Origin of the sequence: Microbacterium ureisolvens (genome assembly GCF_019511645.1) — a bacterium.
GTDB lineage: Bacteria > Actinomycetota > Actinomycetes > Actinomycetales > Microbacteriaceae > Microbacterium > Microbacterium ureisolvens_A.
Genome location: NZ_JAEUAX010000004.1, coordinates 313,255 through 330,455, shown reverse-complemented (window position 1 = coordinate 330,455; position 17,201 = coordinate 313,255). Strand labels below are relative to the sequence as shown.

Annotated in this window: 15 protein-coding genes; 7 read left to right on the top strand and 8 right to left on the bottom strand. The window is 71.2% G+C overall.

Features of this window, described 5'->3' with window-relative positions:
- Positions 1-25: 25 nt before the first annotated feature.
- Genes JNB61_RS10060 through JNB61_RS10035 form a run of 6 tightly spaced genes read right to left on the bottom strand, consistent with a single transcriptional unit; the run spans position 26 to position 7,159 of the window.
- Positions 26-2,836, bottom strand: coding sequence for an ABC transporter permease (locus JNB61_RS10060; RefSeq protein WP_220339500.1), 2,811 nt, complete (start codon positions 2,834-2,836; stop codon positions 26-28).
- The gene (locus JNB61_RS10055; RefSeq protein WP_220288212.1) at positions 2,833-3,552 is read right to left on the bottom strand and encodes an ABC transporter ATP-binding protein; all 720 of its coding nucleotides are present in this window, start codon (positions 3,550-3,552) and stop codon (positions 2,833-2,835) included. Before JNB61_RS10055 ends, JNB61_RS10060 begins: the two co-directional genes overlap by 4 nt.
- A complete protein-coding gene (locus tag JNB61_RS10050; protein WP_159845623.1) occupies positions 3,549-4,166 on the bottom strand; it encodes a PadR family transcriptional regulator in 618 nt (205 codons plus the stop codon). The genes JNB61_RS10055 and JNB61_RS10050 overlap by 4 nt, the downstream gene beginning before the upstream one ends.
- 34 nt (positions 4,167-4,200) lie before the next feature.
- Positions 4,201-5,409 carry an ABC transporter permease gene (locus tag JNB61_RS10045; protein ID WP_220339499.1) on the bottom strand — a complete coding sequence of 403 codons (1,209 nt, stop codon included), beginning with the start codon at positions 5,407-5,409 and terminating at the stop codon, positions 4,201-4,203.
- Positions 5,406-6,233, bottom strand: a complete 828-nt coding sequence (locus JNB61_RS10040) for an ABC transporter ATP-binding protein (protein ID WP_220339498.1) — start codon at positions 6,231-6,233, stop codon at positions 5,406-5,408. The genes JNB61_RS10045 and JNB61_RS10040 overlap by 4 nt, the downstream gene beginning before the upstream one ends.
- Positions 6,230-7,159 carry an efflux RND transporter periplasmic adaptor subunit gene (locus tag JNB61_RS10035; RefSeq protein WP_220339497.1) on the bottom strand — a complete coding sequence of 310 codons (930 nt, stop codon included), beginning with the start codon at positions 7,157-7,159 and terminating at the stop codon, positions 6,230-6,232. The genes JNB61_RS10040 and JNB61_RS10035 overlap by 4 nt, the downstream gene beginning before the upstream one ends.
- Positions 7,160-7,395: 236 nt before the next feature.
- Here JNB61_RS10035 and secA point away from each other — a divergent pair, with 236 nt between their 5' ends.
- The 3 genes from secA to JNB61_RS10020 all read left to right on the top strand — a co-directional run bounded on the left by secA (position 7,396) and on the right by JNB61_RS10020 (position 11,972).
- Positions 7,396-10,233, top strand: a complete 2,838-nt coding sequence (gene secA / locus JNB61_RS10030; protein WP_159845611.1) for a preprotein translocase subunit SecA — start codon at positions 7,396-7,398, stop codon at positions 10,231-10,233.
- Positions 10,234-10,314: 81 nt separating this feature from the next.
- Positions 10,315-11,541 (top strand): pyridoxal phosphate-dependent aminotransferase, encoded by a 1,227-nt coding sequence (locus JNB61_RS10025; RefSeq protein ID WP_159845608.1) that lies wholly within the window; start codon positions 10,315-10,317, stop codon positions 11,539-11,541.
- Between the two features lie 74 nt (positions 11,542-11,615).
- A complete protein-coding gene (locus JNB61_RS10020; RefSeq protein ID WP_220339496.1) occupies positions 11,616-11,972 on the top strand; it encodes a hypothetical protein in 357 nt (118 codons plus the stop codon).
- A gap of 120 nt (positions 11,973-12,092) precedes the next feature.
- On the opposite strand, the gene JNB61_RS10015 is transcribed toward JNB61_RS10020, so the two are convergent.
- Positions 12,093-12,533: an Rv3235 family protein gene (locus JNB61_RS10015; RefSeq protein WP_220339495.1), complete on the bottom strand. Its 441-nt coding sequence runs from the start codon at positions 12,531-12,533 to the stop codon at positions 12,093-12,095.
- A 129-nt stretch (positions 12,534-12,662) separates the two neighbouring features.
- On the opposite strand from JNB61_RS10015, the gene JNB61_RS10010 reads away from it, so the two are divergent.
- Positions 12,663-13,271, top strand: a complete 609-nt coding sequence (locus tag JNB61_RS10010; protein WP_220339494.1) for a hypothetical protein — start codon at positions 12,663-12,665, stop codon at positions 13,269-13,271.
- A 45-nt stretch (positions 13,272-13,316) separates the two neighbouring features.
- Here the strand turns inward: JNB61_RS10010 and JNB61_RS10005 are convergent, their stop codons facing one another.
- Positions 13,317-13,598, bottom strand: coding sequence for an excisionase family DNA-binding protein (locus JNB61_RS10005; RefSeq protein WP_220288207.1), 282 nt, complete (start codon positions 13,596-13,598; stop codon positions 13,317-13,319).
- A gap of 98 nt (positions 13,599-13,696) precedes the next feature.
- On the opposite strand from JNB61_RS10005, the gene JNB61_RS10000 reads away from it, so the two are divergent.
- The 3 genes from JNB61_RS10000 to JNB61_RS09990 are packed head-to-tail and all read left to right on the top strand — an operon-like array spanning position 13,697 to position 17,148.
- The gene (locus JNB61_RS10000) at positions 13,697-14,329 is read left to right on the top strand and encodes an SAF domain-containing protein (RefSeq protein WP_159845593.1); all 633 of its coding nucleotides are present in this window, start codon (positions 13,697-13,699) and stop codon (positions 14,327-14,329) included.
- Positions 14,326-15,639, top strand: coding sequence for an AAA family ATPase (locus tag JNB61_RS09995; protein WP_220339493.1), 1,314 nt, complete (start codon positions 14,326-14,328; stop codon positions 15,637-15,639). The genes JNB61_RS10000 and JNB61_RS09995 overlap by 4 nt, the downstream gene beginning before the upstream one ends.
- A 24-nt stretch (positions 15,640-15,663) precedes the next feature.
- Positions 15,664-17,148, top strand: a complete 1,485-nt coding sequence (locus JNB61_RS09990; RefSeq protein ID WP_220288205.1) for a sensor histidine kinase — start codon at positions 15,664-15,666, stop codon at positions 17,146-17,148.
- Positions 17,149-17,201 lie beyond the last annotated feature (53 nt).

Sequence of the window (17,201 nt, the reverse complement as noted above, 5' to 3'; positions counted from 1 at the left end):
CGCTTCCCTGCGCGTGCGCGACCGGTCAGGTGATCGCGGTGCGGCGGGTCAGTTCGGGGTGCCGCGGGGGCGCGAGCCAGGCGGCCACCGTCACGGCGGCCGGCAGCGCGAAGCCGAGGACAGCCAGCCACAGCCAGGGCGTGTCCGCCAGGAGGTACGACTGCGGGTTCGCCTTCGCGTAGCCCCAGACCGACAGCGCCCCGGTCGCCGTGCCGATGACCGCTCCGACGCCGACGATGATCGCGGCCTGCCATGCGTTCACGTTGCGCCGCAGCAGCCGGCTGCCGCCGATCGCGGTCAGCGTCGCGTCGTCGGGCCGGCGCTCGAACCGCGCGAGGCCGAGACTCACCGCCGCGGCGGCGACGACGAGCGCGATGGCGACAGCCGTGATGAGCCAGAGCCACGGATCGATCGGGACGGGGCCGGTCTCGACGTGCGCGTACAGCCCGGCTCCGGCCGAGACGCGGAGGTCGACCGTCTGCCCCGTCAGCTTGTCGACCGTCGCGGTGGGCAGCGGCTCCTCATAGGTCGCGACGATCGCGTTCGGCTGCAGCGTCACGCCGAGAGCGGCCGCCGTCTCGGGTGCGATGATGATCTGGAACGGCTGCTGATGGCCGGGATCGACCAGGGCCGCGGACAGCCGATGCTGCGCCGCGGGCTGCGCGGTCGAACCGCCCATCTGCATCAGCTCGAGATAATCCGCGACCGTCCACTCCGTCACGACCAGCCGGCCGTCCGCCGCGAGGTAGCCGGGATCGGTGACGATCGCGCCGCCGTCGCGCAGCGTCGCACGCGCCGCGGCGTCGAGCGGTATGCCGAGCAGCGTCTCGACGTCGGAGGCGTCGACGATCGACAGCGTGCCCTGCGCGAGCTCGTGGGCTTCCAGGTCGCAGTCCGGCGCGCACCAGTCATAGCTCTGGCGCGCGGCGGCGAACGTATGCGCTCGGGGATCGGAGGGAGTGCCCGTCGCAGCGACCGCCGGCCATGCCGGCGTCTCGACCAGCGCCGTGGAGCGTGGCGCCGTCGACGCGACGATCTCTTCAGCCGCCGCCATCAGTTCGTCGGTCGCCTCGGTGCCCGTCTGCCACAGTTGCACCGACAGTGCGCCTTCGGGCGCCTGGTACCAGTGCTGGCGGGCGTTGCCCGCCGCCGTCATCGCGGTCAGCGAGAGCACGAACGACGCGGCGAAGATGCTCGCGCCGATGACGGCGAACGCCGGCACCACGCGTGAGGGGTGCGCGGCCGCGTCGCGACTGGCGAGGCGGGGTGCGAGCCCGACGCGCGATGCCGCCTTCGAGAGCTGCACGAGCACCCAATGCGACGGGATCAGCAGCCCGATCTGGAAGATGATCGGCCCGAGCGCGACCGCGTAGACCGCGACGTAGAAGGGCGGGGTGTCCGTGTCGCCTCCGGTCATGACCGTCGCCGCCATGTACATCCCGCCCACGACGAGCGCGACGATACCGGTGATGATGACGAGGAGGCCCCACAGCGGCCGGCGTGGTGTGAGCCGCGCGGGGCGCCGGGCGCCGCGCAGTGCCGCGAGCGTGTCGCCCCGCATCGCCGCGCGTGCGGGCGCGACGGCCGCGATCGTGCCGACGAGCACGGCGAAGACGACGATCGGCACGATCAGGTGCCAGGGCACGGTGAAGCCGAAGTTGCCCCAGAAGGTGCCGAGCGCGCCGCGGTCGGTGGCCGCGAGCACGATCGCCGCGCCTCCGAGCCCGACCGCGGTGCCCACGAGCCCTCCGACGGCGCCGAGGACCGTTCCCTGTAGCAGCACGACGCGGAAGACGTCGCCGCGGGCCGCGCCCACGCTGGCTGCGACCGCGAGTGCCTGCTGCTGCCGGCGGGCCGTCACTGAGAAGGCGGCGCCCGACAGGAGGACGGTGATGTAGCCGCAGATCGCGGCCGCGATCGCCCCGACGAGCAGGATGTTCCACAGCTCCGGCGACCCGTCACCCCACGTCGTGCGCGCCGCTCCGGGCGGCGGATCCAGCACGAGGTCGCGGGCGAAGGCGATGAACCCCTCGCGATTGAGCGCGGCGAGCTCAGCGACGCCCGGCTGCCAGTCCGCCACGTACCAGCGCTTCGTCGCCGGCCCGTCGGGCGTGGCCATGCTCGCCGGAAGGAACAGTGTGACGCTCGTCGCCTCGGCGCCCACGGGTCGCAGCGTTCCGGTGACGGTGAGCGAGACGCCTGCGTCAGGGAAGTCGACCGCATCGCCGATCTCCGCGCCGATGCGCTTCAGCGCGCCGGGCGTCGCCATGAACTCGTCGGGCTGCGTCGGCGCGACGCCGTCGATCGGCACGTACAGGCCTGCGAACGACGGGGCCCAGACCTCGCCCGATGTCATCGTGAGCCACGCGACGCCGTCCGGGGTCTCGACGGCGGCCGACCCGTACTGCTGCACCGGTAGCACCGTCGCATCGTCGGGGACCACGTCGGGCAGTTCGGTCGGAAGCGGGAGGAACGGGTTAAGCGGGTTTCCCGACTCGTCGGTGGCCACCCCGTTCTCGTAGGGCTGATCGACCGCCTGCCATCGCGTCGGATCGGCCCCGCCTGTCACCTCGAGCCAGGCTTCGTTCGCGCCCAGTTCGAGCCCGACGCGCTCCTGAGGCGACGCATTGTGGGATTCCCAGAAGGCCGCTGTGCCGGCCAGGCCCGCGACGGGCAGCGCGACGAGCGTCACGACGAGCGTGCTCGCCCCCTTCGTGCGCCAGGTCTGGCGCCGCGCCAGGCGCGCCGCGATCCGCCACCGCCCCCAGCCCGGCGCGGGGCGAGGGCGCATCGCGTCCGTCGTGTCCGCACGGGGCGCTTCGAGCAGTTCCGTCATCGCGATCCGGTGAGCAGCGAGTCCGCACTCGCGCGGCGCGACTCGTCGACGATGCGACCGTCGCGCAGGAACACGATGCGGTCGGCGAAGGCGGCGTGGCGGGCTTCGTGGGTGACGAGCATCCCCGCCGCCCCGGCATCCACCCGCGCGCGCAGCATCTTCAGCACCATCTCGCCGGTCACCGAGTCCAGGGCGCCGGTGGGCTCGTCGGCGAGGATCAGCCGGCGCCCGCCGACCACCGCCCGGGCGATGGCGACGCGCTGCTGCTGGCCGCCCGACAGGTCGTCGGGGTAGGAGTCCGCCTTGTTCTCCAGGCCCACCGACGCGAGGGCGTCACGCCCCGCCCGTCGGGCAACCCGCGACCGGAACCCGTCGAGCTCGAGCGGCAGCGTGACGTTCTCGAGCGCGGTGAGCGTCGGGATGAGGTTGAAGTCCTGGAAGACGAAGCCGAGCGAGCGGCGGCGCAGCCGTGCGAGCTGCGCCGGCGTCTGCTCGCTCAGGTACTGTCCCTCCACGATCACCTCGCCGGTCGTCGGGATCGCGAGCCCTCCCGCGATCGACAGCAGCGTCGACTTGCCCGAGCCCGACGGGCCCATCACCGCGACGAGCTCGCCCTGGCTCACCTCGAAGTCGACGCCGGAGAGCGCCGAGACGGCCGTCGCGCCCGTTCCGTACTGCTGCGTCACCCCGATGAGGCGCAGCACGGTGTCGGTCATCGCGACTTCTCAGGGGCGACGGATGCTGCGGCACGAGCCGGGCGGCCGCGTTTGGGCTTGTCGGTCGAGAGCTCGAGCGCCATGGCGTGATCCGGGTGCAGCGCCAGCCGCTGCTCGGAGTGGTCGAGCCAGCGGACCTCCGCCTCGGCCGCGAAGATCATCGAGTCGACCACGAGCGACCAGGCGAGCTCCTCTGGTCCGTCGGGATTCGCCCCGGCGTATTTGGCGCGGTTGAGCTCCTGCAGCTGCACGAGCGAGGCGCGGCGCTGCGTCTGGATGATGTCCGTCACGTCCACGCCCGGCAGGGTCGCGGCGACCGCGAGCTTGATCGCCAGCTCGTCGCGGGTGCCCTGTGCGCGCTGCACCGGGGAAGCCAGCCAGTCCCGCACCTCGGCGGCGCCGGCATCCGTGATCTCCCAGTAGACGTGACCGTGCTCGTCGACGTGACCCTTCTCGACCAGTCCGTCGCGCTCGAGGCGGTCGAGCGTGTTGTAGATCTGGCCCACGTTGAGCGGCCAGGTCGATCCGGTGCGCCGGTCGAACTCGGCGCGCAGCTGGTAGCCGTAGCACGGTCCCTGATCGAGGATCGCGAGCAGGCTCTGACGGACGGACATGGGATCTCCTTCGGGTCGGAGGTGAGGAGGGCGCTCAGAAGCGGAGGGCGTCGATGACGTTGGAACGCACGGCCATGAGCGCGGGGATGAAGCCGGCCAGCGCGCCGATCGCGACCGCGGCGACGAGTCCGGTGACGGCGGCGCGCACCGGGAAGGGCGGGATGTCCTGCAGCCCGGAGAACATGTCCATGACGAACGGGGCCCTCAAGACCGCGACCGCGATCGCGATGCCGATGACGCCCGCCACCGCCGTCGCCACGACGCTCTCGAGCAGGACCGAGGTGAAGATGCGGCCCTGTGTCGCGCCGAAGCTGCGGCGCACGCCGATCTCGCGGATGCGCTGGCGCATCGCGACGAGCTGGATGTTGACGAGTCCGAGACCGCCGAGCAGCAGCACGAGGCCGGCGATGCCCCCGGTGACGACCTCGAACGCGGCCATCGAGCTCTGCGCGTCGGGCCGCGAGGCCCAGTCGGTGCGGTTGACGTTGACCTGGATGTCGTCCTGTCCGGCGCGCAGATCCGCCGCGAGCGCCGGCCCGAGGTCCGCGACGCCGTCCTCGGGCACCCATGTCTCCCACACGATCATGGCGTCGGCCGGCAGCGCATCACGGCGCGCGGCGTAGGAGTCGAACATGAGCGTCACGCGCTTCTCCTCGTCGCCGGCGTACAGGCGGGGCGTCACGCCGACGACCGTGTAACGGCCGGCGAGGTCGCCCTGCAGGCTCAGCGCGAATCCGGGGCCGAGCGCGGGGCGCCCGTAGACGTCCCACAGTGCCTCCGTGATCACGATCGGGGGAGCGAGGAGCTCGGAGTCCGCGTCCTGGAACCAGCGTCCCTCCAGGATGGGGGAGCGGTGGATCACCGCGTACGCCGGGTCGACGAGGCGCCCCATCACGGGCCGCACCTGCTCGGGCGTCTGCACCTGCAGCTGCACCGGGTCGACGATGCGCGTGAGGTGCGAGAAGGAGTAGCGCTCCGCGACGCGATCGAGGTGGGTGTCGAAGGACTCCCAATCCATCGGCGCACCGTCGGTGCGCGACGCCGTGATCGACAGGGTGGCGGGGCGGCCGCCGCTCTGGTCGGACTGCTCGGCCATCTGCTGCCGCTGGTACTCGCTGAGAGCCACGACGGCGGTCAGCGCGCCGACCGAGACGGCGATGCCGATGAGGCTCAGCAGCACCCGCAGCTTGTGATGGCGAAGCTCCGCCCACGCCTCGCCGAGAGCTCCGACGACACCACTCACGACGCCACCTCCGCGGGCTCTGCCTCGTCCTGCCGTGGCGCGCGGTCGACGGATGCCTCGGCCTCGGCGTCCGGCTCCGCCACGCTCGCTGCGAGCTCGGGTGCGGAGGAGTCCGCTGCGGACGGCGTCGGTGCGCCCTCGAGGTCGAACGGCGTGAGAACGCCGGTGTCGAGGCGGAAGTGCCGCCGCGCGCGGGCGGCGACGTGGAGGTCGTGCGTGATGGTCACGAGCGCGGCGTCGGCCTCCGATGCGATGTCGTCGAGGAGTTCCATGACCGTCGCACCCGTCTCGACGTCCAGGGCGCCGGTGGGTTCGTCGGCGAGGATCAGCGCCGGGCGGCGGACCAGGGCGCGGGCGATCGCCACGCGCTGCTGTTCTCCGCCCGACATCTGCTCGGGCGTCGATTCGATGCGGTGGCCGAGGCCGACGCGCTCGAGCATCTCGGTCGCTGTGCGCCGGCGGCGCCAGAACTCCCGGCCGGTCGCGTAGCCGAGCGGCATCTCCACGTTCTCCAGCGCCGTGCGCCCGGCCAGCAGATTGAACTGCTGGAAGACGAAGCCGACGTTGCGCCCGCGCAGCCTGTCGAGCCTGCCGCGCCTCATCTTCCGGACCGGTTCACCGCGGAACCACACCGCGCCCTCGGAAGGGCGGTCCAGCATGCCCATGAGGTTCAGGAGGGTGGACTTTCCCGAGCCGCTGCGCCCGACGATCGCGACATGGTCTCCCGCGGCGACGGCGAGGTCGATCCCGCGGAGGATGTCGAGGCGGGTGTCATCGGGCAGCAGGACGTGCTTGGCCACGCCCTCGAGGCGGACGAGGGTCACCAGCTCCACCCCGCCGGCTCGCAGTACTCGCCGCCCATGCCGTCGTCGTAGCAGACGGGCTCCTCGCCCGCGAGGACGCCGGGCACGTACTGGCGCACCTGCTCGCCCTCCTCGAGGCCGGTCGTCACCTCGACGATGACTCCGTCGCTCACTCCCAGCGAGACGTCGCGCTCCTCGAGCTCGCCGGTGCCGGCATCCACCCACACGACCCCGGTTCCCGACCCGCCCTTGACGGCCGTGGTCGGCACGACGAGAACGTCCGACACCGTACCGAGGTCGATGTCGAGCTGCGCCTGGAGTCCCGCGAACACGACCTGATCGACCGGCACCGCGCAGGTGACGGTGGTTGTGCCGTCCTCGGCGACCGCGACCTTCAGGCCGGTGCAGGTGAACGGTGCAGGGCCGCCCTGGATCGTCACGGATCCCTCCGACGGCGCGCCCTGCAGACGGTACAGCTGCACCGGGTCGACCGTGGCCTGCACGTGGAACCGGGCGGGCGTGAGCGTCGCGAGCTCACCGCCGATCGATGCGGGCTGCCCCTTCACGACCGTGATCTCGGTGATGTCGCCCGCCTCGCGGGCCAGGACGTCGATGTTCCTGACCGGGTCGGCCTGCTTGATCGTGAAGAGCTTCTGCCCCGCGGCGACGGCCTGGCCCGCGCCGACATGGACCGCGGTGACGGCGCCGTCGATCTCGGAACGGATCGGATACGCGCCATCCCGGGCGATCGTGCCGGGCAGGCTGAGCGCGTTGGTGACCTCGCCGCGCTCGACGGGGACCACCGGATCGGCGATCTGCGCGGACGGCTGCGCGGCGGCCGCGGGAGCCGTGTCGGGGAAGAAGGCGATCTTGACCAGCGCTGCCGCGGCCATTCCCAGCACGAGCACCAGCAGGATCGGGAAGACCCATCGACGCCAGACAACCATGTCGCAACCTCTCCGTAGGGGCATACCGAGTATGTAGTCACCGAGTATATGCATACTCGGAATGCAACCGGACGCATGCGCCTTGCGCGTGTCCAGCGCTCGCGTGCGTGCGCTGCACACCCAGCGCACACCAAGGTCACGGGTGGATAACATAGGCAGGTATGCCTGGGGCCATGCACCCGGGCGGCACTGGCGCCGTTGCGCCGCTCCCGAAAGCCAGAAGATGGAGACACTCCGTGGCCAACCCCCTCGAGAAACTGCTTCGCGCCGGTGAGGGTCGCATCCTCCGGCGGCTCCAGCAGGTCGTGAAGGCCGTCGGCGCGCTCGAAGAGGACTACGAGCACCTCACCGACGAAGAGCTCCGGGGCGAGACCGCGGAGCTGCGCGCGCGCTACCAGGCCGGCGAGACCCTCGACCAGCTCATGCCCGAGGCGTTCGCCGCGGTGCGAGAGGCGGCGAAGCGCACCCTTGGCCAGCGCGCCTACGACGTTCAGATCATGGGCGGCGCCGCCCTGCACCTCGGCAACATCGCCGAGATGAAGACCGGTGAGGGCAAGACCCTCACCGGCGCCTTCCCCGTCTACCTCAACGCCATCGCCGGTGAGGGCGTGCACGTCGTCACCGTCAACGACTTCCTCGCGTCGTACCAGTCCGAGCTGATGGGCCGCATCTACCGCGCCCTCGGCATGACCACCGGCACGATCGTCGCCGGGCAGACGCCCGAGGTGCGTCGCGAGCAGTACAACGCCGACATCACCTACGGCACGAACAACGAGTTCGGCTTCGACTACCTGCGCGACAACATGGCGTGGCGCAAGGAAGACCTGGTGCAGCGGGGTCACTTCTACGCGATCGTCGACGAGGTGGACTCGATCCTGATCGACGAGGCCCGCACGCCGCTCATCATCTCGGGGCCCTCGTCGGGAGAGGCGAACCGCTGGTTCGTCGAGTTCGCGAAGATCGCCAAGACCCTCGAGGCGGGCGTCGACTACGAGGTCGACGAGAAGAAGCGCACCATCGGTGTTCTCGAGCCCGGCATCGAGAAGGTCGAGGACTACCTCGGCATCGACAACCTCTACGAGTCGGCGAACACGCCGCTCATCTCGTTCCTCAACAACTCCATCAAGGCGCTGGCGCTGTTCAAGCGCGACACCGACTACGTCGTGATGAACGACGAGGTCATGATCGTCGACGAGCACACCGGCCGCATCCTGGTCGGTCGCCGTTACAACGAGGGCATCCACCAGGCCATCGAGGCCAAGGAGGCGGTGCCGGTCAAGGCCGAGAACCAGACGCTCGCCACCGTGACGCTTCAGAACTACTTCCGCCTGTACAAGAAGCTCGCCGGCATGACCGGTACCGCCGAGACCGAGGCCGCCGAGTTCATGTCGACGTACCAGCTGGGCGTCGTTCCGATCCCGACGAACAAGCCGATGATCCGCAAGGACCAGCCCGATCTCGTCTACAAGAACGAGACGGCGAAGTTCGCCCAGGTCGTGGAAGACATCGCCCAGCGTCACGAGGCCGGGCAGCCCGTGCTCGTGGGCACGGTGAGCGTCGAGAAGAGCGAGTACCTGTCGCGGCTTCTGGCCAAGAAGGGCATCAAGCACGAGGTCCTCAACGCGAAGAACCACGCCCGTGAGGCCGAGATCGTCGCGCGTGCGGGGCGCCTGGGCGCCGTGACGGTCGCGACCAACATGGCCGGTCGCGGCACCGACATCATGCTCGGCGGCAACGCCGAGTTCCTGGCGGTGCAGGAGATGAAGACCAAGGGCCTCGACCCGGTCGAGACTCCCGACGAGTACGAGGCAGAGTGGGACGCCGTGTACGAGGCGATGCGCGACCGCGTCGCCCAGGAGGGCACGAAGGTCGTCGAGGCCGGCGGCCTGTACGTCCTCGGCACCGAGCGCCACGAGTCCCGCCGCATCGACAACCAGCTGCGCGGTCGCTCCGGCCGTCAGGGCGACCCCGGCGAGAGCCGCTTCTACCTGTCGCTCACCGACGACCTCATGCGCCTGTTCCAGTCGGGCGCGGCCGAGGCGATCATCGCCCGCACGAACTTCCCCGACGACGTCGCCATCGAGTCGGGCATGGTCACGCGCGCGATCAAGTCGGCGCAGAGCCAGGTCGAGGCGCGCAACGCCGAGATCCGCAAGAACGTCCTCAAGTACGACGACGTCCTCAACCGCCAGCGCGAGGCGATCTACTCCGATCGCCGCCACATCCTGCAGGGCGACGACATCGCCGACCGCGTGCAGCACTTCATCGAAGACGCGATCAACGCCGTCATCGACGACCACACCGGCGCGGGTCACAGCGAGAACTGGGACTTCGACGCGCTGTGGACGGAGCTGAAGACCCTGTACCCGGTGGGCGTCACCATCGACGAGGTCGTGGCCGAGGCGGCGGGGCGCAAGGGCGGCATCACGTCCGAGGGCCTCAAGCGCGAGATCCTCTCCGACGCGCGCATCGCGTACGAGACCCGCCAGAACGCCCTGGGTGAGGCCGCCACGCGCGAACTCGAGCGCCGCGTCGTGCTGCAGGTGCTCGATCGGCGCTGGCGCGACCACCTGTACGAGATGGACTACCTCAAGGACGGCATCGGCCTGCGCGCGATGGCCCAGCGCGACCCGCTGATCGAGTACCAGCGCGAGGGCTACCAGATGTTCCAGGCGATGATGGGGCAGATCAAGGAGGAGTCGGTCGGCTACCTCTACAACCTCGAGGTCGAGGTGCGCCGTCAGGGCGAGGCCGGCACCGATCAGGTCACGCAGGTGGAGGCCAAGGGCCTGGGCGCGCAGCCCGTCGAGACGCAGCGGCTGCAGTACTCGGCGTCGAACGACGCCGGCGAGGTCGAGGTGCGCAACGATCGCGGCCAGGTGCAGCAGGCGGCGACCACGCGCCTGCGTCAGGCGGCCGCCGCGGCCGCTGCGGCGCCCGCTGCGCAGCAGGCGCCCGCCGCCGAGCAGCAGCGCGGCGCGTTCGGCCAGCGGACGGATGCCGAGGCCCCGCCCGCGGCGCCGGCGCCGCTGAACCGCGCGCAGCGTCGCGCGGCCGAGCAGCGCAAGAAGTAGGACACTGACCGGGTGGCCCGCCGAGGAGCGCGGGCCACTCGGCGTTCATTGGCCCTCCTCGGCCGCGGATATCCTGGGGCGATGAGTCCCCTCCGCCCTCTCGACCAGTCGAGCAAGCTCCAGAACGTTCTCTACGAGATCCGCGGGCAGGCACTGGCAGAGGCAGACCGTCTGGAGGACGAGGGCCACACGATCCTCAAGCTCAACACCGGCAATCCGGCGGTGTTCGGATTCGAAGCGCCATTCCAGATCGTGCGCGACATGATCGAGGCCGTGCCGCACGCGCACGGCTACAGCGACAGCAAGGGCATCATGTCCGCGCGGCGCGCGGTCGTCTCGCGCTACGAGCAGGTGCCGGGCTTTCCGCAGTTCGACCCCGACGACGTCTACCTCGGCAACGGGGTGTCCGAGCTCATCACCATGACGATGCAGGCGCTGCTCGACGAGGGGGACGAGGTCCTGATCCCGGCGCCGGACTACCCGCTGTGGACGGCGATGACGAGCCTGGCGGGCGGCACCCCGGTGCATTACCGCTGCGACCCCGACGACGGCTGGCAGCCCTCCCTGGAGGACATCCGCGAGAAGGTGACGCCGCGCACCAAGGCCATCGTGGTGATCAACCCCAACAACCCCACCGGTGCCGTCTACAGCCGCGAGGTGCTCCAGGGGATCATCGACATCGCGCGCGAGAACTCGCTGCTGCTGCTCTCCGACGAGATCTACGACCGCATCCTGTACGACGAGGCGCAGCACATCCCGCTCGCGACCCTCGCGCCCGACCTGCTGTGCCTCACCTACAACGGCCTGTCGAAGACCTACCGTGTCGCCGGCTACCGCTCTGGCTGGATGGTCGTCACCGGACCCAAGAAGCACGCCGCCGGCTTCCTCGAGGGCATCCAGCTGCTCGCGTCGACGCGCCTGTGCCCCAACGTTCCGGCCCAGCACGCCGTTCAGGCCGCGCTCTCCGGGGTGCAGTCGATCGACGCGCTCATCGCTCCCGAGGGGCGCCTGCACGAGCAGCGCGATGCCGCATGGGAAGGTCTCGAGAGCATCCCCGGCGTCACATGCCTCAAACCCCAGGGCGCGCTCTACGCGTTCCCGCGCCTCGACCCGAACGTGCACGAGATCCGCGACGACGCCAAGCTCGTCTACGACTTCCTCGTCGCCGAGCACGTGCTGCTCGTGCAGGGGACCGGCTTCAACTGGCCGACCCCCGACCATCTCCGGATCGTCACACTGCCCGAGGCGCGTGTGCTGTCGGAGGCCGTCGAGCGCCTCGGCAACTTCCTCTCGTCGTACAAGCAGTGACCGGACGGATGCTGCGTGCCGCGGCATCCGTCAACCCCCTCGTGTGACGGGGGACGGCGTCGTAGCTTCGCGGCATGTCGATCGAGCTGAACCAGCCGGCGCTACGCCACATGCGCGCACTCATCCGCGACGGCAAGGTCGTGCGCGATGAACGCGACGATTGGTCGGAGGCCGCTCCGACCCCCGACGAGGAGAACTCGTTCATCGAGCGAGAAGGGTGGACCGAGTACTCCCACTGGCACATCGGGATCGACCATCGCGAGAACGCGGAGACGAAACAGGCGTATTCGTTCCCGGTGGGCGACTTCAAGAAGGTGCACCGGTCGGGGGTCATCTCGGCGGAGAGCCGCGCGGGTCAGTACGACCACGACGAGATCCGCGACGCTCTGCGGTCGCTGCTCGAGCTCATCGACAAGGACGACAAGAGCTGACGACGGGACCGGCCGCATCGTCGGGGCCGGTTCCGTCGTCGGATCGTGGGCGCAGCGCCGGCGCGCACGGCGCTGGACGGGTGCGCGGTGCCGGCGGGGGTGCGCGGTGCCGGCGGGGCGTCAGAGCAGCGCGAGCGAGGTCGCGCGCCAGCGGCTGTCCATGCCCTCGATCCGCACGGCGAGGGCGCGGGTGCGCGCGGGTCCGCGGACGACGATGACCGCTTCGATGATGCCGTCGGCGGGGGAGGACTCGTGCACCGACATGATCGCGTGCACCGGTCGCTTCGCCGCCACGCCGCGCGCGCTGCGTGCACGCGTCGCGAGGTTCGCGCGCGTGACGAGCTTGCGGTAGGCGTCCTCGGTGAGCCAGCGAGCGAGCTGGTCGACCTCACGGACGCCCGCGAAGACCTCGAGCACGCCCACGGTGAGGTTGCGCAGGAACGTCTCCGAATCAGGGAGGGCGATGGACGGCGTCCGCTGCGGCGCGAAGAACTCTGCGACCTGCGCGCTGCTGCGGGATGCATACGGTGCGCGGGCGGTGCCCGCGGGCGTCGGTGCCATGGGTGCCAATCTCGACAGGGGGATGTCTTCCCGGACAGTAGACCACACAGCGAACTCTCAGGAAAATCCGACCCGGTGGGCTGTGGATAACTCGCGGACCGATCGGCCGTGGTGCCCTACTCTCGCTGAGTGCGCTGGGACCGCTTCTTCGACGACCTCGAGGATCAGCTCGCCTCCGAGTGGGAGGCGGAGCGCGCCGCGCTCGACACCGAAGCCGAACGCCTGCGGCTGTCGCGGGTGCAGCTCTCGGAGCGGCTGACGCTCCTCGCCGCCCGCGACGGAGCGGCGCCGACGGTCGCCTCGTTTGATCTCGCCGACGGCGCGACGCTGCGCGCGTCGGTGACAGGGGTGGGAGCCGACTGGGTCGCCCTCGCGCTCGCCGACGGACCCGGCGGCGCGGTCGTGGTCCCCTTCGGCGCGATCGGCGCGATCGGCATGCCGCACGCCGACCTCCTGCGCACGGCGCGCCCCGCACCGCCGCGCTCGCCCCTCGCCGACCGGCTCACTCTCGGCTTCGTGCTGCGCGACCTCGTGCGCCGGCGGGCGGGGGTCGCCGTGCACCTCGTCTCGGGGCGGGTCCTCACCGGCACGATCGATCGCGCCGGGGCGGACCACCTCGACCTCGCCGTGCACGACCAGGGCGCACCCCGACGCGCCGACGCCGTGTCGGGCTATCGGCTGGTGCCCTACACGGCGATCGCCTGGGTCCGGGCCGACGAAGCGCCCGTGGTCCCGTGACCTGCGGCCGGCACGCCGGCCCCCGCGTTCGGAGTGTTCCCGGGCTCAGTCCGGGTGCCGGACGATCCGCCCGCCCCACAGCTCGGGGAAGCTCGCGGTCTGGGACTGACGCCACAGCGCCATGCGTCGCGCCTCCTCGGCCTGGTCGTCGAGATACTCGCCGACGCTCGCGGCATCGATCCGCCAGCGCGCCGGCGCGCCGACGCGCAGGCCCCGCAGACGGCCTTCGTGCACCAGTGCCATGACCTCGTCGACCGACACGCCGAGCACCTCGCCCACCTGGGCGGGTGCGTACAGCCGCACGTCGGACGTCGGGTCATCTGACATGCCCCCATTATGGACCCGCCTCCCCAGAGCGGGCCGGGCCCCCTCACCCCTGTGGATAACGCCCGACGCCCTCGCGACGAGTCCGCGACGATGGACGCATGACCGCCGCCCACGATCCCGTCCGCACCCCGCGCCGCGCCTTCTGGGGCGACGCCCGGTTCTTCCTCGGTGTGCTCCTGGTGGCCGCATCCGTCGTCGGCGTGTGGCTCGTCGTCTCGGCCGCGCGCCAGACCGTCCCGGTGTACGCCGCCGCGCACACGATCGTCCCGGGTGAGGCGATCGGCACCGGCGATCTGAAGGTCGTCGACGTCGCGCTCGGTGCCCTGGCCGGCACCTACCTCACGGCCGACGGCCTCGACGAGCCCGTGGTCGCGACGCGCACGATCGAGGCGGGGGAACTGGTGCCCGCAGCATCCGTCGGCGACCCCGCCTCCGCACGCACCACGAGCGTCGTGGTCCGCAGCGCCGTCGACGTGCCGGCATCGGTCGACGCGGGCAGCGTCGTCGAAGTCTGGTCGGCTCCCCTTCTGGAACAGGGCGCGTACGACGAGCCGCGCATCCTGGTCGCCGACGCCACCGTCGTGTCCGTGACGCGCGACGACTCCATGATCGGGGGCGGTGCGGCCGCCCTCGAACTCGTGATCCCGCGGGCGGACGTGCCCGCCACCCTCGCCGCGATGGCCGACGAGTCGGCGCTGTCCATCGTTCCCACGACAGGGTCCGGCTCGTGAGGGTCGTCGTCGCGGTCGACGACGCCCAGCCCCTCGCCGAAGGGCTGCGTCGCGAGGGGATCGACGTGATCGCGGAGGTCGCGGCATCCGCTCCCGCCCTCGCCGCGGCGGATGGGATGCTGGGCGCCGACGCCGAGTCGGTGCTCCGTGCCCTCGCCGACGCCGACGCGCTGGTGGTCGCCGTGTCGCGTGCCACGATGTCGCCCACCGTCGTCGCGCTCTGCGACCGTGCCGGTACACGCGTCGTCCCGCTGGTCGAAGACGCGGCGGGGGAGCGGATCGCCGCATCGTGCGGACTCGAGGCCCCGCTGAGCCTGCACGCCGAGCCGTGGCGCATCGCCGCGGCGCTCTCGTCCGCACCCCGGGCATCCGCACCCGCAGCGCGCGTGCGCCCTCAGCCTCGGGTGATCGCGGTGTGGGGCCCTGCCGGCGCACCGGGCCGCTCCACGGTCGCGGCGGAGCTGGCCGTCGAGCTCGCGCGCGGCGGACGCCACGTCGCGCTCGTCGACGCCGACACGATCGCTCCGTCGCTCGCGCTGACCCTCGGCCTCGCCGACGAGGGCCCGGGGTTCGCCGCCGCGTGCCGGCAGGCCGAGCTCGCCGGCCTCGACGCGCGCGAGCTCACCCGCATCGCCGTGCCTCTGGGCCGCACCGGCGTCGACGTGCTGACGGGCATCAACCGGCCCTCCCGCTGGCCGGAGCTGAGCGACCGGCGTGTGGGCGCCGCACTCGCCGCCTGTCGAGAGTGGGCCGACTACACGGTGGTGGATGTCTCGTCGTCGCTCGAGCGCGACGAAGAGATCATGAGCGACCTCGACGGCCCGCGCCGCAACGCCGCGACGCTCGCTGCGCTGCGCGCCGCCGACCTCGTGGTGGCGGTGGTCGCGGCCGACCCCGTCGGCGTCGCACGGTTCCTGCGTGGGCACGCCAACCTGCGCGCCACCATCGGGGCGACCCCGGTGGCGGTCGTCGCCAACCGGCTGCGCCCCGGGACGCTCGGCATCGACGCCCGCGGACAGGTGCGCCGGACCCTCGACCGCTTCGGCGGCATCGAGGACGTGTGGTTCCTGCCGCAGGATCCGAGATCAGCGGATGCCGCGATCCTCGCGTCGCAGCCGATCGCCGACGTCGCCCCGCGATCGCCGTTCACGCTCGCACTGCGGCGCTTCGTGGGCGAGGCGATCGTGCCGGCGCCGGAGCCGCAGCGGGGCGCGAAGGCGAGGCGGCGGGGCGTTCACGGTGGCCGGTCCGGGCGACCGGCGCACGTCGGCACCGACGAGGCGGCACGTGTCGGCGAACGGGTCGTGTGAGCAGCGCGCTCTAGGCTAGGGGGCGTGTCGACCCTCAGCGATCTCGTTTACGCCCAGGGCCGCTCCAGTGAAGAGGACGTGGAGTGGCTGCACCGTCTCGCGGGGGACGGCCAGCTCCTCGCCGATCTGGCTTTCGCCGACATCGTGCTCTGGGTGCCGACCTCCGACGACTCCTTCGTCGCCGTCGCCCACACGCGGCCGGGCGGCGCGGCGACACTCTTCTACCGCGACATCGTCGGCGACCGCGTGCGGCCGCAGTGGCGCACGCAGGTGCGCGAGGCGTTCCAGACGGGCCTCATCGTCGACTCGGCTTCGCCGGACTGGTTCGAAGAGACCCCGACGCGTGTGCGCGCGGTGCCGGTAGCCCGCAAGAGCGGGAAGGAGGTGTCGGTGATCGGCGTGATCACCCGCCACACCAACCTCGGAGAGGCGCGCACGCCCTCGCGGCAGCAGATCACGTTCAACGATTGCGCCGATGATCTGTTCGGCATGATCGCGTCGGGCGACTTCCCCGACCTGACGGCGCCCACCTCGCCGCGCCGCGGGGCGCCCCGAGCGTCGGACGGCCTGGTGCGCCTGGACGTCGACGGCATCACCACCTTCGCCAGCCCTAACGCCCTGTCGGCGTTCAACCGTCTCGGCTTCGACGACGAGCTCGAGGGGGAATCCCTGGTCGAGGTCGTGACGGGCATCCTGCCCACGAAGCGCCAGTTCGACGAGTCGCTGCCGGTCGTGGTGACCGGCCGCGCGCCGTGGCGCGCCGACCTCGAGGCACGCGGCGTCACGGTGTCGCTGCGAACGATCCCGCTGCGCGATCACGGCACGCGCATCGGGGCGATCGTCCTGTGCCGCGACGTCACGGAGATCCGCCACCAGGAGCAGGAGCTCATCACCAAGGACGCGACGATCCGTGAGATCCACCACCGGGTCAAGAACAACCTTCAGACCGTCGCGTCGCTGCTGCGCATCCAGGCCCGCCGCTCCCACACGGAGGAGGCCCGCGACGCGCTCACACAGGCCATGCGGCGCGTGTCGGCCATTGCTGTCGTGCACGACACGCTCTCGGAGGGCCTCGCGCAGAACGTGGACTTCGACGAGGTGTTCGCGCGCGTGCTCAAGCTCGTCGCCGAGGTCGCCGCAGCCCCCAACACGCGCGCGAAGACCCACTCCACGGGCCGCTTCGGCACCCTCCCCAGCGAGTACGCGACGCCCCTCGCCCTGGCTCTCACCGAGCTCGTCACGAACGCCGTCGAGCACGGGCTCGCCGGTCAGGAGGGCGACGTCGAGATCATCGCCGAGCGTTCCGACGACCGCCTCGAGGTGCGTGTGCGCGACACCGGCTCCGGCCTGCCGGAAGGTCAGGTCGGCCGCGGCCTCGGCACTCAGATCGTGCGCACCCTGATCCAGGGAGAGCTCGGCGGCACGATCGACTGGCACACGATCATGGGCAGTGGCACGGAGGTCACGATCGACATCCCGCTGCGCTACATCGAGCGCGCGAAGAATTGACAGCGATGAGCGGATGCCACGATCTGCGACATCCGCTCATCGAATGCTGTGTG

Excerpts from the sequence above, each read along its gene's own strand:
- JNB61_RS10005 (WP_220288207.1), bottom strand. The coding sequence starts at position 13,598 with ATGTCAGATGACCCGACGTCCGACGTGCGGCTGTACGCACCCGCCCAG.
- JNB61_RS10050 (WP_159845623.1), bottom strand. The coding sequence starts at position 4,166 with ATGTCCGTCCGTCAGAGCCTGCTCGCGATCCTCGATCAGGGACCGTGC.
- JNB61_RS10015 (WP_220339495.1), bottom strand. The coding sequence starts at position 12,533 with ATGGCACCGACGCCCGCGGGCACCGCCCGCGCACCGTATGCATCCCGC.
- JNB61_RS10000 (WP_159845593.1), top strand. The coding sequence starts at position 13,697 with ATGACCGCCGCCCACGATCCCGTCCGCACCCCGCGCCGCGCCTTCTGG.
- JNB61_RS10025 (WP_159845608.1), top strand. The coding sequence starts at position 10,315 with ATGAGTCCCCTCCGCCCTCTCGACCAGTCGAGCAAGCTCCAGAACGTT.
- JNB61_RS10060 (WP_220339500.1), bottom strand. The coding sequence starts at position 2,836 with ATGACGGAACTGCTCGAAGCGCCCCGTGCGGACACGACGGACGCGATG.
- JNB61_RS10055 (WP_220288212.1), bottom strand. The coding sequence starts at position 3,552 with ATGACCGACACCGTGCTGCGCCTCATCGGGGTGACGCAGCAGTACGGA.
- JNB61_RS10035 (WP_220339497.1), bottom strand. The coding sequence starts at position 7,159 with ATGGTTGTCTGGCGTCGATGGGTCTTCCCGATCCTGCTGGTGCTCGTG.
- JNB61_RS10020 (WP_220339496.1), top strand. The coding sequence starts at position 11,616 with ATGTCGATCGAGCTGAACCAGCCGGCGCTACGCCACATGCGCGCACTC.